The organism is Merdibacter massiliensis (assembly GCF_900155395.1).
GTDB classification, from domain to species: Bacteria; Bacillota_I; Bacilli_A; order Erysipelotrichales; family Erysipelotrichaceae; genus Merdibacter; species Merdibacter massiliensis.
Window position 1 is genome coordinate 92,287 of sequence record NZ_LT699724.1, and the last position, 14,408, is coordinate 106,694.

The following is a 14,408-nucleotide window of genomic DNA, read 5'->3' on the forward strand; positions in this document are numbered from 1 at the left end:
TTTTTTTTGAAGCAGATATGAAGGAATGATATACTGTTAAAGCAAGGAGTGAGTAATGTGCTAGATATTTTAGATTATATTACTTTGCGAAAAGATCTGTCTTTTACACAGTGTGCTTTTCAGGAAATCGATGCTTTGATCTTTTGTGAATTAGCTTATGTTGAATGGACTGGAATCGTGGAAAAACCGATTCTTTTATCAGAAGCCTGCTCTCGTTTCTTTCAAGAATATGCAGGAACTGATTTTACGACAAAATACGCATATTCTGTGCGTATTCCGCAATTGGTTCATGCTTTACAAAAAACCAGCCGGTATCAACATATTGAATTGCTCAACTATCAAAGTGTTTTTGATGAGACACAAGAAATACAGTTTGCGGCTATCACGCTTCGTTTGGAAGACGGGGCTTTGTTTATAGCTTATCGCGGTACTGACAATAGTATCCTTGGATGGAAAGAAGATATGAAAATGACATATTTAGATGAGATACCGTCTCATCTGCTTGCCTGGAATTATGCCAGCGAAATGTATGAACGTTATCGCTCACATAAAAGAACGCTGATTTCATGGCAAAAAAAGCATACTCCGCTGTATTTGGGCGGACATTCCAAAGGCGGAAATCTGGCAATGTATGTTGCTATTCGTGAACAACAACTGCATCCGTGGCTCCGGAAAGTTTATAACTTTGATGGTCCAGGATTTCGCCCTTCTTTTTATGAACATTATGATGCAGCACCTGTATTAGATAAGATCGTTACGATCGTACCCAAAGAGACGATCATTGGCCGTTTATTGCTGCACAAAGAACGATATACAGTGATCGATGCACAAGGAAATGGCTTGTCGCAGCATGATGGCTTTCATTGGAGCGTAGATGCATATGGATTTGTCCGCGTTGATCACTGGAGCGAGGAGAGCGACCGTATTCAGCAGATGATCGATGAAATGCTGATGAGCAAAGAAGATGCACAGCGAAAAGAATATATTGATCTTATCTTTCATATATTAGATCGTCTGGAAATTCGACAAATTTCTGATTTTTCTTCCATGAGCATACGTCAAGGAATGACAGGTATTCGAGAGTTGTCAACATTGAATAATAATGAACGAAAATTTTTGTTTGATGTCATTAATTTTTTATGGACACAGACAAAATCAGTACTTTTTCATCCGGTAAATGAAAAACAATGAAAGAAATAGACAGAAAAGGGAAGAATGTCCACTTTTAGCACTCAACACTTTACAGTGCTAAAAGCTTGATTATAATGATAAGTGTAATCGGGGAAGGCCCGATGGAAAGATTTCATGCAGATGCAAAAAAAGCATTGGATGAGAAAACAACTGGAGGCGATGGATATGAAATTCTTCCCAAGAACAAATGATTTATTTGATACAGTGTTTGATGATATGTTTACATCACCGATCTTCACATCACGAAATGATATGGCAATGAAGACAGATATCACGGAGAAGGATGGTAATTATCTATTAGATATGGAACTGCCTGGATGCAAGAAAGAAGATATACATCTGGAATTGAATGACGGATATCTGACGGTGAGCGCATCAAGGAACACGAATACGGAGGATAAGGATGAAAAAGGCAATCTGATCCGCCAAGAGAGATACAGCGGAAGTTTCTCGCGAAGCTTTTATGTAGGAGAGAAAGTAAGCGAAGAAGATATCAAGGCAAGTTATGAGAATGGAGAATTAAAGGTCACATTCCCTAAAGAAGTGAACAAGCTGCCTGAAAAGAAGACAATTTTGATTGAGTAGAAATGAGACATCGATCGATGCCTCATCATTTATAAATGAGGAGGAATAAGGTATGCGATTTTTCAATGATGGTTTCGACCCGGTGGAAGAATTTGTTTTGCAATGGAACCAGCATGTTCGACATTTAAGAAGGACATGTCTTATAGTTAGTGCAGGAATGTTGGTCATTGGAATTTTATGTATCTTTTTTCCAAAGGGAATCTTTTTGACTTTGCAATGGTTCAGTGCGATTGCTTTACTAATTTATGGTATTTATCATTTCTTAACTTATTTATATATGCCTGGTTTTTTTCGTGATCCCTTTATCCTGCTCTTGAGTCTATTTTCTGTGATTGCAGGTATTCTGTTATTTGATCTTCCCTTATTGTTGACCATGACCACCGTTGCATTTTTTCTAGGCATGCTTTTATTGCTGGTCGGGGCAGAGAAATTATCGCGGGCAAAACGCCTTCGATATTACCATTTGATGAATACGGTTCCCATTATGATAAGCGGCATGATGAATATGTTCCTTGGAGTCTTATTCCTGTTTTTACCTGTATTTTCTGTTATTACGCTTCATTATTTAATAGCTGCTTATTTGATAATCAGCAGTATCTCACTTTTCATTGAAGCGCTAAGTATGCGCATCCTTCATCGATAAACATGTAAAGACGTTTGAAAAGAAAACGTCTTTTTTTTATAATGAAAGTGTAACGTACAAAGATGAGGTGACTATCGGATGTATATGCAGACTTATCAATCTCCTTTTGCTGAAATTGTTCTAGCCAGTGATGGAGAATATTTAACCGGTCTTTGGTTTCAGGGAGCTAAACATTGTCCGCAATTGCGTCCAGATCATTTTGCAGATTTAGAAATATTTCAGAAAACTAAAAAATGGCTGGACATCTATTTTCATGGACAGCAGCCGGCTTTTTATCCTGCTTATCGTTTGGATGGTGTGACGCCCTTTCGAAAACAAGTGATTGAATATATAAAGAAAGTGCCTTATGGAAAAGTAATGACGTATCAGCAGATTGCTTGGGAAATAGCAAAAAACAACAATATTCGATATATGTCGGCACAAGCTGTTGGCGGTGCAGTCGGATGGAATCCCATTTCGATCATCATTCCCTGTCATCGCATCATTGGCAGCAACGGCACACTGACTGGCTATAGTGGTGGAATTGAGAATAAGGCTCGACTGTTGCAGTTAGAGGGTATTGTTTTAGAAAAAAACATTGTAAAAAGGAGACCAGCTATGAATCTGTCAAGTAAAAAAAGATAAGAATTGTCAAAATTCAATAAAGTATATTTAGGGTATACGAAAGCTCAGTTATATAAGTAGTCTTAAATAACGAATAGCTATAAATGATATATTTATATAAAAAAGTTTGTTTTATGAAAATATTGTTTGAAATTATTGGTATTCAAAGTTTGAATCAGGATGATTAAGTATCCAGAAAATGTAACGACAAAGTTTTGTTGCACAGTGTCCTAAGGCGTTGTAGTGAGACTTTCCTTGAGACTTCTTTAGCGCAAAATAGTTTTTCATAGGTCCAGGTCTTCTGGTCATATTGAAAGCTGTCCATATCAAAGCATATCTTAATAGTTTGTTTCCTCTTTTGGACATTCTAGTCGTATTTGCCTTCCATGTACCGGATTGTCTAACCTTTGGATCTAAACCTGCATAAGCTACTATCTTTTCTGGAGAGCTAAAACGAGTTATACTAATAATGGCAGACATGATATAACCGATTTCTATATCGTTAATCCCAATTAACTGATGTAAAGGAGAATCAAGCACAGTAGGATGTTCTTTGATTTCTTTTTCGATTCTATCAATCTGCCTTTCTTTTAGTTCTAAAGTTTCAATACATTGAATGATATTCAAACCAATGCTTAAAGAGTGAATTCCGATTGAAGTCTTAGCTGCTTCTTTAACAGCTTCAACTTTTGATAGAGAATATTTACCTTTAGAAGCCTTTTTAGCTAGATTCTTTAGTTTATCTATTCTAGCTTCAGATATAGAATTAGCGGTTGGATACTCCTTTAAAATAGCTCGAATAGCAGCTGTGTTGATATCAACAATGGATTCAAGTTCAGGAAATGTTCTATCGAGATATGATTTTAGCTTGATTTTCATTTTTGAAGACTCGATTATTAAGAAATGTCTTTGATTAACCAGCTCTTTCAATTCGCTGCTTAAGAATTCTTGTTCAATCAAAGATTTATATTCAAACGATAAGAACTTTGCGATGGCTCTGGAATCGATATCGTCATTCTTGGCATCACGCAAAGAAATAGATCTAAACTTACTGGTCATATAAGGGTTGATTAAAAAACACTTATATTTCTTGGAAGTTAGAAAATTGAATAAGACCTGATGATAGTGACCGGTTGATTCAAAACCAATCAGTATTTCGCAACGTTTGTTCAATTTAGAAAGAGAAGATAATAATGTTTTAAAACCTTTATCGTTATTATCAAAATGAAGTGAATCAAGAATCATTTCACCAGTAGAAGGATCATAGATACTTGCGACGTGTTCAAATTTAGCAACGTCGATACCACAAAACAGTTTAGACATAAAAAGACCACCTTTCTAGAACCTTGTCATTCTATAGTGGTCTTACTAGTGTAAACTTGCGTGACATGAAGATATCAAAACCTATCCAGCTATAAACAGATGTAATAAGATCCTATAGATTCACTCTCCTTTGAGTAGATAAACCACATAAATATATAAGAGTACTAAGGTTCTATCTACATTATATAAAAGGTTGGAAAGGAAAAGTGATATGAATGCTACGACAAGGTACATTTGTATCATACAAGATAGAATATGAAACGATGTCATTGGTGCAATGAAAGCAATCCGCTTTATGTAGCATATCATGATCAAGAATGGGGAAAAGAAAATTTTGATGAAAACTATCTTTTTGAAATGCTGTTGCTGGAATGCTTTCAAGCTGGATTGTCCTGGGAATGCATTTTGAATAAACGGGAAGCTTTCCGTAATGCCTATGATCAATTTGATTATCAAAAAATTGCTGCATATGACGATAAAAAGATCAACGATCTTTTAAATGAGAAAGGAATCATCCGCAATCGTCTAAAAATCAACGCTAGTATTCAAAATGCGAAAGTATTTTGTTCGATCCAAAAAGAATTCGGTAGTTTTGCGGCTTATTTGACGACTTTTACAAAAGGTGAAAAATGCTATGAAATAGGAAAGATCACGAATGATGTATCAGATGCGCTTTCAAGTGATCTGCGTAAAAGAGGAATGAAATTTGTAGGAAGCATCACTGTGTATTCTTACCTGCAAGCAGTAGGAATAATTGATTCGCATGAAAAAGATTGTTTTTTATATCATTCGCAAAATGATGAAAAATAGAAGTGCATGCTTGCATCTGAAATGTTCTTGAAGAGGTTTCACCTCTTTTTCTATTGACAGTGCTTGTCTATTGCGATAGACTAGAAGTACAGATAAAGATAAGAGAGGAGGGAATAGAATGGATGATAAATGGAGGCTGCATGATAAAGAATATGCGTTTGCGTGTATCGTATGGGAAAACGAACCGATTGCATCGGGTGATTTAGCAAAATTGTGTTCGCAGAAACTGAATTGGAAACGTACGACCACCTATACAGTTTTAAAAAAATTATGTGACAGAGGGATCTTGACGAACGAGAATACGATCGTAACTTCCTTAATAAAAAAGGAAATGGTGCAAAGAAAAGAGAGCCGTCGTTTCATAGAAAAGATTTTTGATGATTCTATCTCTAATTTTATGGTTTCTTTTGCTAAAGAACGCAAGTTAAGCAAACAAGAAATTGAAGAATTAAGAGAGTGGATCAACACTTATGAAGATGGTGAGAATCATGAATGAACTGTTTTTGATGTTTCTCGATCGTACGATCATCGGCAGCTATGTAATTGCAATTGTTCTGGTTTTTCGTTATTTTCTTAAAAAGATTCCAAAACGCTTTTCTTATCTGTTATGGATCGTGGCATTTTTGACTTTGTGTCTGCCGATACAGTTTCAAAGCGGCTATAGTTTACAGCCGGATCTTAACGGAGTCAAACCAAGTATTTTGATGGAGCGTATGAAAATACAAGAGGCGATGGAAAGCATGCCAAGCGATTTTCAGGAGAATGCGCATGCGGAAGAAAGTTCAATAATAGAAAGTGATGATCCCATCGACACTTCTGTCTTGCTCTTGAACCCGTCAATCGACTGGGTGGATGTTGCCGGCAGCATCTGGTTTTGCGTTTTGCTGGCTACAGTAGTATTTCATTTGCTTCGATTACTTTACTTAAAACGAAGTTTGGCAAATGCAGTGTTTGCAGAAGATAACATATTTTTCACAGACAGAAAAGATGCCCCTTTTGTATTTGGACTTTTTCATCCACGAATTTATATTCCACAAGGGTTGGATGAAGATACTTTGCAATGTGTCATTGCGCATGAACGTGTACACATCCGGCGTCATGATCTTTGGTTCAAGGTGTTTGCATTTTTTATTGTTTGTATCCATTGGTTTAATCCAATTGTACATTTTGCGTATCGCTGTATGATCAAGGATATGGAAATGTCCTGTGATGAGACGGCCGTGGCGGAGAATCATATTTCCCCATACCGATATGCGCATGCATTATTAAATATCACTGAACATGCGCATTCTATTTATTCTATGCAGACATTTGCCCAAGGAAATGTAAAACAACGGATACAACATATCATGACGTATCACCGCTTCGGTACAGGAGTTACTTTGGTCATTCTGCTTCTGATCCTGTGTGTCAGTATCGGATTGTTTGCCATGCCAACTTCTTCCAGCCATGCTTTATCAAATACGAGCGAAGGATTGCAGCAAATTTTCGCACATTCGATTCAAGATAAAGAGGATTATGATGAGATTCTTGCTTATTTAGATTTTTCACCATATTATGCATGGAACAATCAGGATATCACTAAAGGTGAAAGCAGTACAGAGGAAACAATTACAGAACGCTCTATCTCGGTAAAATTAAACGTAAACAAAGGTATGAACATACAAAACATAACCGATTTCCCTAACGAGGTCTTAATGTATAATGCCGGTGTTTTATTTGCTTTAGATCCATTGCTGCATCAAATAGAATATGAGATCACAAAAGATGGACAGGTATATACTATTGCATATTCGATGGCAGAGGATCTATTCGATCGTTCTCATTATAAAGATACGATTGCATACGCAAACACGGTTAATACGATCTATCAAAAATTCCTTGCACAGGACGATGCATATATGGATAAAAAAGCAGTATTTGAAGGTTTACAAGAAATAATGCCTGCAAAGTATAAGAATCAATTAAACCGCATGACAACAAATCTCATTTCTGAAGATGAATCTGTATGTTCTTATTCTATAGATTTAAAACAGTTAAACGGGTCTTATGAAAATTCGCGCGTGGATCTAAGTTTCTGTGACGAGGGTCTAAATTCTTATCGATGGAAGTATTATGATATTTACGCAGATTCTGACATAGTGTTGGATGAGAAAGCAGCACAGCAGCTGGTAAATCAATTTGTTGCGATTTTTCGAAAAGATGAAAAAGATCTTTCATTTACAAAGCAAGATCTGACTGAAAATCACTTATATTTAAAAGGTCACTTTGAAACATGGACCGCGCAGGGAAACAACGGTACAAGCGTGATCGTTGTGGATCTGAAAAAAGGCGCCATTGCAGAAGCTGTTTTCCGATAAAAGGATGAATATGTCCCCCACATCCATGATAAAGCAGACAATTGAATGTCTGCTTTATTGTTATCCGGCAATTCAATAGGAAAGAGAAAGAAACTGTCGCAAGCAAAGAAAAGTATGTTACAATAAAGTTGTTCATGGAAGAGAGCGATGTCATCATGACAGAAAGAGGAGAATGCTAACAACAAATATAGAATCAGCTAGTTTCACTGATTCTGTTTTTGTATCTCATCATTGTCATGAGACAAAACAATGGAGGAAGAGTGTATGAGTGGTTTTTTTGGAGTAGCAAGCAAAAGAGATTGTGTACTCGATTTATTTTTTGGGGTGGATTATCATTCTCATTTGGGAACGCGAAGAGCAGGGATGACGGTACATGGAGAAACCGGGTTTAATCGTGCTATCCACAACATTCAAAATTCACCGTTTCGAACAAAGTTTGAAAGGGATATTGAAGAGTTTCATGGGAATTTAGGTATTGGCTGTATTTCTGATAATGAAGCTCAGCCATTATTGGTCAATTCACATTTAGGATCATTTGCAATTACCACTGTTGGACGAATCAATAATTTGGAGTCTTTGAAAGCTTTATGTTTTAATAAAGGAACTTCTCATTTCCTGGAGATGAGCAGTGGCGAAATCAACCCGACGGAACTAGTTGCTGCTTTGATCAATCATAAGCAAAGCATCGTAGAAGGAATCAGTTATGTGCAGGATATGGTAGAAGGTTCAATGAGCATCTTAGTGATGACTAAAGAAGGAATTTACGCTGCACGAGATAAGGTTGGGCGTACTCCTGTGATCATTGGTGAAAAAGAGGATGGATATTGTGTCACATTTGAAAGCAGTGCTTTTTTGAATTTGGGTTATCAACACTATAAAGATCTAGGTCCTGCTGAAATTGATTTTATTACTCCAGAATGGGTTGAAGTTGTAAAGGAACCGGAAGAGGAAATGAAAATTTGTTCTTTCTTATGGGTATATTACGGTTATCCTACTTCTACATATGAAGGGGTCAATGTAGAATGTATGCGAAACCGCTGTGGAGATTTGTTAGCACAGCATGATGAACGCAGCGATGTTCATATTGATAGTGTAGCAGGCGTACCTGATTCCGGTACCGCACATGCTGTTGGTTATTCTAATCGTTCAAAGATTCCGTTTGCACGTCCGTTTATCAAATATACGCCGACGTGGCCGCGTTCTTTTATGCCGACGAGTCAAAAACAACGGAATATGATTGCCAAGATGAAATTAATTCCAGTTCAGGAATTAATTGAAGATAAAAGCTTGTTATTGATTGATGACTCTATCGTGCGAGGAACGCAATTAGGCGAAACGACACAATTTTTGTATGATTCAGGAGCAAAAGAGGTGCATGTGCGTCCTGCGTGTCCGCCTATCATGTTTGGCTGCAAGTATCTAAATTTTTCTCGTTCTAGTTCCGAGATGGATCTGATTACTCGAAGGGTGATTGCCGATTTAGAAAAGGGAAATACGATTACAGAAGATGTATTGAAAGAATATGCTGATCCAAACAGCGAGCGTTATCAAAAAATGTGCGAAGAAATTCGAAAACGCTCGAAGTTTACCACACTTCGTTATCATCGGCTCGATGATATGGTTGCATCGATCGGTCTACCGAAATCTAAATTGTGTACCTATTGTTTTGATGGAGAAGAATGATGAAAACGGGAATGGACATTTTTTGTTCATTCTTTTTTTGTCGGATCCTTACTTCAGTGTAAGGGAAATCGATGGTTTGGTAAGACATGAAAAGCTATACTGATGATGACAGATAAAGGAGGTAGCAGATATGTCATTATTAGAAGTAAAACATGTAAAAAAAGTGTATACGACACGTTTTATGGGGGCAAAAGTCGTTGCATTGAAAGATATGAATTTTCATGTGGAAACAGGACAATTTGTGGCGATCATGGGAGAAAGCGGGTCTGGTAAGACGACTTTGCTTAATATCTTAGCTGCGCTAGATAAACCAACAGAGGGAGAAGTATTGTTAAATGGTAAAAATATCGTACAAATTCCAGATCGTTCCATGGCTGCTTTTCGCCGGCAAAGTTTAGGATTTGTATTTCAGGATTTTAATTTACTCGACACTTTTTCATTAAAAGATAATATTTACTTGCCATTGGTCTTATCAAATATGAAATATGATGAAATGCGAAAACGTTTAATGCCAATTGCAGAGGTGCTGGGTATTGATTCGATCTTAGATAAATTTCCTTATGAAGTATCCGGAGGGCAAAAGCAGAGAGTTGCTATTGCCAGGGCGTTGATTACTTCACCGCAATTGATCTTGGCTGATGAACCGACGGGAGCTTTAGATTCGAAATCCAGCGATGATCTGTTACAAGTTTTTGAAAAGATCCATCAAGAAGGTCAGACCATCATCATGGTCACACATTCTGTTGCTGCTGCTAGCCGAGCACAGCGTGTATTGTTCATCAAGGATGGCAAAGTATATCATGAGTTAGAACGGCAAGGCTTCAGCAGTGGTGAAATGTATGAGCAAATTACACAGGCCCAGACAAAATTGTTGATGGGTGGTGGTATATATGAATAGCATTTTTTTTGCCAAGCTTGCAGTACATAACTTGCAAAAGAACGCAAAATGGTATGTTCCTTATTTTCTGACATGCTTATTTAGTGTCGCGATGTATTATGTGATTTCATCCTTAGCCGACAGTTCTACGATCAAAGCATCATTTGGCGGAGCGCAGATGCAAGCCTTGCTGGGATTTGGCACGTATGTTGTTGCTTTGTTTGTCATTGTGTTCTTGTTCTATACTAATCGTTTCTTGATGAAAAGAAGAACAAAAGAATTTGGAGTTTTTCATATTCTAGGGATGGAAAAAAGGCATATCGTATTTGTGATTGCTTTTGAAACGCTCTACATTGCATTAGCTTCGCTTCTTTTTGGAATCTTATTCGGTATCAGTCTAGAAAGAGCATTATCATACGTGGTTTCTTTATTGGCAGGGGGAACTATACAAATGGATGCGATCGAGCTATCCTCTGTTCGGATGACGATCCTCTTGTTTTTCGTAATATATGTATCCATTTTTTTGAATAGCACAAGGCAGATACATGTGGCAGATCCGATTGATTTACTGCATGGTGCAAGCTTCGGAGAGAAAGAACCAAAGATCAAATGGGTCATGACCATTGCAGGGATAGCAAGCTTAGCAGGAGGTTATGGAATTGCAGTTACGGTAAAGGATCCTTTATCCGCATTCCTATATTTTTTCTTGGCGGTCGTTCTGGTAATCCTTGGTACGTATCTTTTATTTACAGCAGGTTCTATTGCAATATTAAAACTGTTAAAGAAAAATAAACGCTACTATTATCGAACATCTCATTTTATCAATGTATCGACCATGATGTATCGCATGAAGCAGAATGCTGTGGGATTGGCAAATATCTGCATTCTATCAACAATGGTTCTGGTTATGTTATCAACGACGATCTCGCTCTATGTGGGAATGGATGACATTGTATCATCCCGTTATCCTAGAGAAATCGATATCACAATGGAAAATGTGACTCCTTTGCAAAAAAAGCAGATTCAGGATACTGTACAGGAAGAAACACAAAAATTAAATGTGCAGACAAATCATGTTTTAGATTATGAATACTTATATTTTAGTGCTTTAAGAAAAGACAATCAGTTTTTAACAGACACATCTTTAGGAAATATGACAAATTTAGAGGATGTTGTAAATTTATTTTTTGTTTCGTTAGCGGATTATAATCAAAATAGCAATGAACAAAAACAACTGGAATCAGACGAGATTTTGCTCTATGTGAGTCAAGGAGATTATGAAAATGATGCAATTTCTGTTATGGGACATACCTTTTCTATTAGAGAAAGATTACATGAATTTGTAGGCAATAACAGTATGTCGTCTCTAGCCAATACTTCTTATTTTATTGTGGTAAAGGATGATGCGATGATCAAGAAACTCTATGAGCAGCAAAAAAATGTATATGGGGAGCATGCCAGTGAGATGCAAAGTTTCTTGGCATTTGATACGAATGGAAATGCAAATGAGAATACACAGTTATATGAAAGTTTAAATGATCAGATCAGACGATTGAATCTACCTGCTTATTTGGAATCAAAAACAAGTTCGTATGCCAGTTTCTTTTCTTTGTATGCAGGTTTCTTGTTTGTTGGAATCTTTCTAAGTATCCTTTTTATCATGGCGACCGTATTGATCTTGTATTATAAACAGATCAGTGAAGGATACGAAGACCAAAACAGATTTGCCATTATGCAAAAGGTCGGATTAAATCGTCAAGAAGTGCATCGAGTCATTCGATCTCAAGTATGGATGGTATTCTTTTTGCCTTTAGTGGTTGCCGGCATTCATATTACTTTTGCATTCCCTATCATCCATCAATTATTGCGCTTGTTGTATTTAACAAATACTGGTTTATATATCATCACCTGCATCATCTGTTATCTTGTGTTTTCCTTTATTTATTGCTTGTTGTATTTAGTAACTTCAAAAGTATATTATGGCATAGTGAAATAAATCATGTGAAAAAGACTGGTTAAGATCAGTCTTTTTTTCTCGCTTTCTTTATTTAAAACGTGTATCATGGTTTACAGAGAAAGGAGTACGGTCTGGATGAAAGTAATCATATGTTTGGATGATAGAGGGGGCGTTAGCTATCATGGACGCCGCTTGAGTCAGGATCGATTGCAACGAATAGATGTCATACAGCGATTCGCTTCGCAAGGATTCTGTATGAAGAAAGAGACAGCAGATCTATATCATCAAGTTGACCAAAGATGTTATCAAGTGATAACTGATTGGAAACAAGTTCTTTCATCAGAGGGATGGTGGGTCAGTGAAGATCTGGATTTTTTACAATGGCTGGATCAATTGGAGGAACTGGTGATCTATCGATGGAATCGTCTCTATCCAAGTGATAAAAAATTACTGCTTTCTTTATCTGTGGCTGATTGGCGCTGTATTTTGCATGATTCCTTTGCAGGATCTTCGCATGCAAAGATTGATGTGGAACATTATGTGAAAGGAAATGGATGAAATGAAACGACGGAATTTTTGTATTGTACTTCTTCTTGTTATTTTTCTCTCATTATTTGGATGTGAAAACAACCAGGAGCAGGTGGCTCCTTCGTTATCTGCCACGGTCACAATTGAGGATATTCCGGAATATGCGGGAAAGCCTTATGTTGAAATAAATGAGAACATGCCTTCTTTTACAGAAGAAGAACTTTCAAGTACAACATTTGAGAGTTATGGCGAATTGGATTCCTTAGGTAGATGCACACGCGCGATGGCAAATCTTTCGATTGAGCTCATGCCGCAAGAAGATCGAGGAAGTATTGGAATGATCAAGCCTAGCGGCTGGCATACAGTAAAATATGATAATGTGGATGGAAAATATTTGTATAATCGTTGTCACTTGATTGGTTTTCAGTTAAGTGGCGAAAATGCAAACGAGCAAAATTTGATTACAGGGACACGTTATATGAATGTGGAAGGAATGCTGCCTTTTGAAAATATGGTGGCAGATTATATCAAGGAAACGAAGAACCATGTCTTGTATCGCGTAACACCAATTTTTGTCGATGACGAATTAGTAGCAAGAGGCGTGCAGATGGAAGGGTATTCTCAAGAGGATGCCGGGAAATCGATTTGTTTCAATGTGTTTTGTTATAATGTACAGCCAGGCATCATAATAGATTATACAAACGGCGATAGTCGTTTAATGGAAAGTGAAGAAAATGAATCACAGGAAGAAGGAAAGATCCGTGGAAATAGCCGTTCTAAAATATATCATTGTCCCGGACAGGCTGCGTATGAAGACATGGCTGACTCAAAATATCTGGTCTTATTTGATAGTGAAGAAGAAGCAATAGCTGCAGGTTATCGAAAAGCAAAACGATGAGGAAACAGAAAAGATTGTAAATAACATTGATTTTTTTGCTTTTTTCACATAGGATAATAGCAGGCGATGATGCAAAAATAATATTGAGGTGTATCAATAATGGAACATATCTTATATTTTTTCATATATAGTTTTTTTGGCTGGCTATGTGAATGTTTGTATTGCGGCATTCCTGCACGTCGTTTTATCAATCGCGGCTTTTTAGAAGGTCCTTATTGTCCCATCTATGGATTCGGGGCTTTGATCGTATTGTACATATTGCAACCATTTGCCGATCGAATTGTTTTGTTGTTTCTTGCCGGTTTGGTTTTAACCAGTGTGCTGGAGTATATAACCAGTTATTTGATGGAGAAATTATTTCATAGCAAATGGTGGGATTATTCTTCGCGTCGTTTGAATATCAATGGACGAGTTTGTTTACGGAACTCGCTCATGTTTGGCGTATTAGGCGTAATTGTTGTCCGTGTGATCCATCCTATGGTTCAAATGTTCTTACAACAGATTCCTTTTGCCGCTCAGACAATTACAGCGATTGTCCTGACTGGTTTGTTTTTATGGGATAATATCCATACATTTCATGCTATCTTACGTGAAAATGAAGACTATCGCTTGTTGGAAGATAGTTTGCGTGAACTGACTTCACAATTCAGAGAGAATTCTATTTTTCCATTAGAAGAGCCTCTTAGCCAAAAGATCACACAGATCTTAGAACAAACGGATGCCGATGAAAAGCTCATGATAGCAATCGAAAACTTGCAGCAACAGTATCAACAGCGCATGTCCACCTTCCGGCATACCAAGCAACGTTTATCGCAGGCTTTCCCTAAACGATTGAAGCAGGTAAGTCATGAAAATGTGTCGGCACTTTTCAAGGCGTTTGACGAGCATAAACAAATGATACGAAATCTAAAACAAAAAAGTGAGGATGAATGATAAAAAAACAAGATCGT

14 protein-coding genes are annotated in these 14,408 nt (G+C 37.1%); 13 read left to right on the forward strand and 1 reads right to left on the reverse strand.

Annotated elements, in window-relative coordinates; translation table 11 throughout:
- The first annotated feature begins 57 nt into the window (after nucleotides 1-57).
- The 4 genes from BQ9859_RS05230 to BQ9859_RS05245 all read left to right on the forward strand — a co-directional run bounded on the left by BQ9859_RS05230 (nucleotide 58) and on the right by BQ9859_RS05245 (nucleotide 3,043).
- Nucleotides 58-1,191: an Mbeg1-like protein gene (locus tag BQ9859_RS05230; RefSeq protein WP_075877179.1), complete on the forward strand. Its 1,134-nt coding sequence runs from the start codon at nucleotides 58-60 to the stop codon at nucleotides 1,189-1,191.
- A gap of 165 nt (nucleotides 1,192-1,356) precedes the next feature.
- Entirely contained in the window at nucleotides 1,357-1,776 is a 420-nt protein-coding gene (locus BQ9859_RS05235; protein WP_075877180.1) for an Hsp20/alpha crystallin family protein, read from the forward strand.
- Nucleotides 1,777-1,828: 52 nt separating this feature from the next.
- Nucleotides 1,829-2,419, forward strand: a complete 591-nt coding sequence (locus BQ9859_RS05240; RefSeq protein WP_075877181.1) for an HdeD family acid-resistance protein — start codon at nucleotides 1,829-1,831, stop codon at nucleotides 2,417-2,419.
- Nucleotides 2,420-2,497: 78 nt separating this feature from the next.
- Nucleotides 2,498-3,043, forward strand: a complete 546-nt coding sequence (locus tag BQ9859_RS05245; RefSeq protein ID WP_075877182.1) for a methylated-DNA--[protein]-cysteine S-methyltransferase — start codon at nucleotides 2,498-2,500, stop codon at nucleotides 3,041-3,043.
- A 132-nt stretch (nucleotides 3,044-3,175) separates the two neighbouring features.
- Here BQ9859_RS05245 and BQ9859_RS05250 read toward each other — a convergent pair whose 3' ends face one another.
- A complete protein-coding gene (locus BQ9859_RS05250; RefSeq protein WP_075876442.1) occupies nucleotides 3,176-4,345 on the reverse strand; it encodes an IS110 family RNA-guided transposase in 1,170 nt (389 codons plus the stop codon).
- A gap of 255 nt (nucleotides 4,346-4,600) precedes the next feature.
- Here BQ9859_RS05250 and BQ9859_RS05255 point away from each other — a divergent pair, with 255 nt between their 5' ends.
- From BQ9859_RS05255 to BQ9859_RS05295, 9 genes are all read left to right on the forward strand, one after another.
- Nucleotides 4,601-5,155, forward strand: a complete 555-nt coding sequence (locus BQ9859_RS05255; protein WP_075877183.1) for a DNA-3-methyladenine glycosylase I — start codon at nucleotides 4,601-4,603, stop codon at nucleotides 5,153-5,155.
- A 118-nt stretch (nucleotides 5,156-5,273) separates the two neighbouring features.
- Nucleotides 5,274-5,651, forward strand: coding sequence for a BlaI/MecI/CopY family transcriptional regulator (locus BQ9859_RS05260; protein WP_075877184.1), 378 nt, complete (start codon nucleotides 5,274-5,276; stop codon nucleotides 5,649-5,651).
- Complete coding sequence (locus BQ9859_RS05265) at nucleotides 5,626-7,515, forward strand: M56 family metallopeptidase (protein WP_083662689.1); 1,890 nt, start codon at nucleotides 5,626-5,628, stop codon at nucleotides 7,513-7,515. The genes BQ9859_RS05260 and BQ9859_RS05265 overlap by 26 nt, the downstream gene beginning before the upstream one ends.
- A gap of 264 nt (nucleotides 7,516-7,779) precedes the next feature.
- Nucleotides 7,780-9,198, forward strand: coding sequence for an amidophosphoribosyltransferase (locus tag BQ9859_RS05270; protein WP_075877186.1), 1,419 nt, complete (start codon nucleotides 7,780-7,782; stop codon nucleotides 9,196-9,198).
- 130 nt (nucleotides 9,199-9,328) lie between these two features.
- Nucleotides 9,329-10,096: an ABC transporter ATP-binding protein gene (locus BQ9859_RS05275; protein WP_075877187.1), complete on the forward strand. Its 768-nt coding sequence runs from the start codon at nucleotides 9,329-9,331 to the stop codon at nucleotides 10,094-10,096.
- Complete coding sequence (locus BQ9859_RS05280) at nucleotides 10,089-12,071, forward strand: FtsX-like permease family protein (RefSeq protein ID WP_075877188.1); 1,983 nt, start codon at nucleotides 10,089-10,091, stop codon at nucleotides 12,069-12,071. Before BQ9859_RS05275 ends, BQ9859_RS05280 begins: the two co-directional genes overlap by 8 nt.
- Nucleotides 12,072-12,167: 96 nt before the next feature.
- Nucleotides 12,168-12,590 carry a hypothetical protein gene (locus BQ9859_RS05285; protein WP_075877189.1) on the forward strand — a complete coding sequence of 141 codons (423 nt, stop codon included), beginning with the start codon at nucleotides 12,168-12,170 and terminating at the stop codon, nucleotides 12,588-12,590.
- Nucleotide 12,591: 1 nt separating this feature from the next.
- Nucleotides 12,592-13,458, forward strand: coding sequence for a DNA/RNA non-specific endonuclease (locus tag BQ9859_RS05290; protein WP_075877191.1), 867 nt, complete (start codon nucleotides 12,592-12,594; stop codon nucleotides 13,456-13,458).
- A gap of 99 nt (nucleotides 13,459-13,557) precedes the next feature.
- Nucleotides 13,558-14,391, forward strand: a complete 834-nt coding sequence (locus tag BQ9859_RS05295) for a putative ABC transporter permease (RefSeq protein WP_075877192.1) — start codon at nucleotides 13,558-13,560, stop codon at nucleotides 14,389-14,391.
- The last annotated feature ends 17 nt before the right edge of the window (nucleotides 14,392-14,408 follow it).